Origin of the sequence: Hymenobacter amundsenii, from assembly GCF_002204745.1 — a bacterium.
In the GTDB taxonomy this organism is placed as follows: domain Bacteria; phylum Bacteroidota; class Bacteroidia; order Cytophagales; family Hymenobacteraceae; genus Hymenobacter; species Hymenobacter amundsenii.
Genome location: NZ_NIRR01000099.1, coordinates 1 through 888, shown reverse-complemented (window position 1 = coordinate 888; position 888 = coordinate 1). Strand labels below are relative to the sequence as shown.

Annotated in this window: 1 protein-coding gene; it reads left to right on the top strand. The window is 62.4% G+C overall.

Features of this window, described 5'->3' with window-relative positions; all coding sequences use genetic code 11:
- Positions 1–85: 85 nt before the first annotated feature.
- Positions 86–868, top strand: a complete 783-nt coding sequence (locus CDA63_RS20080) for an IS5 family transposase (RefSeq protein ID WP_088466228.1) — start codon at positions 86–88, stop codon at positions 866–868.
- The last annotated feature ends 20 nt before the right edge of the window (positions 869–888 follow it).

Sequence of the window (888 nt, the reverse complement as noted above, 5' to 3'; positions counted from 1 at the left end):
CTTAGAGCGTGTTTGGGAATTAGGTAGGGCGAAAAGAAACGAGCCAGTAAGTTGCGGTAGGAGTTCCTAGGCTCCGATTCGCATCATGGTTGACGGCTATCAACCCCTTACTGACTCGCAGTGGCAAGTTATTGCGCCCTTGCTGCCGCTGCAACGCAAGCGGCGCTTATGTTTGCGCCAAGTTGTTGACGCCCTGCGCTACATATGTCGCACGGGCTGCCAATGGCGCAGCCTGCCGGCTTGTTTTCCGCCCTGGTCGGCGGTATACTACTATTTTGCCCGTTGGCAAAGCACAGGCCTCTTGCACGGCCTTAACGAGGCGGCTAACCGCGCCGACCGGCTGGCCTGTAAGCAGTTGGCGACCCCGTCGCTGGCGCTGGTCGATGCACAAAGCGTCAAATTGGCCCCACGCCTGGGCCAGCAACGAGGCCTCGACGCCCACAAGCGCGTCAACGGGCGTAAACGGCAGGTGCTCTGCGACACGGGCGGGCGCATCTGGCGCGTGCATGTGCATGCGGCCAACGGCCACGATAGCCGGGCGGCAGGGCCCTTACTACCCGCCCCCACGCAGCTGTGCCCCGCCTGGGCCAGCCGACTGCGTAAGGTACTGACTGACAAAGCCTACTGTGGCCGATTCGCTCAGCACGTGCAGGCCCTGGGCTGGCAGCATCAGGTGGCCAGTCGGCCGCCCAGTGCCACCCGCGGGTTTGTCCCGGTGGCTCAACGCTGGGTGGTGGAGCGTACTTTCGCTTGGCTCAACTGCTTTCGCCGGCTCGCCATGGATTACGAGCGCACAACGGCCAGCCATGCCGCGTGGCTGCTGGTCGCCAACTTGACCATGACTTTACGCCGAGCTACAGCCCACTAATTCCCAAACATGCTCTTAGT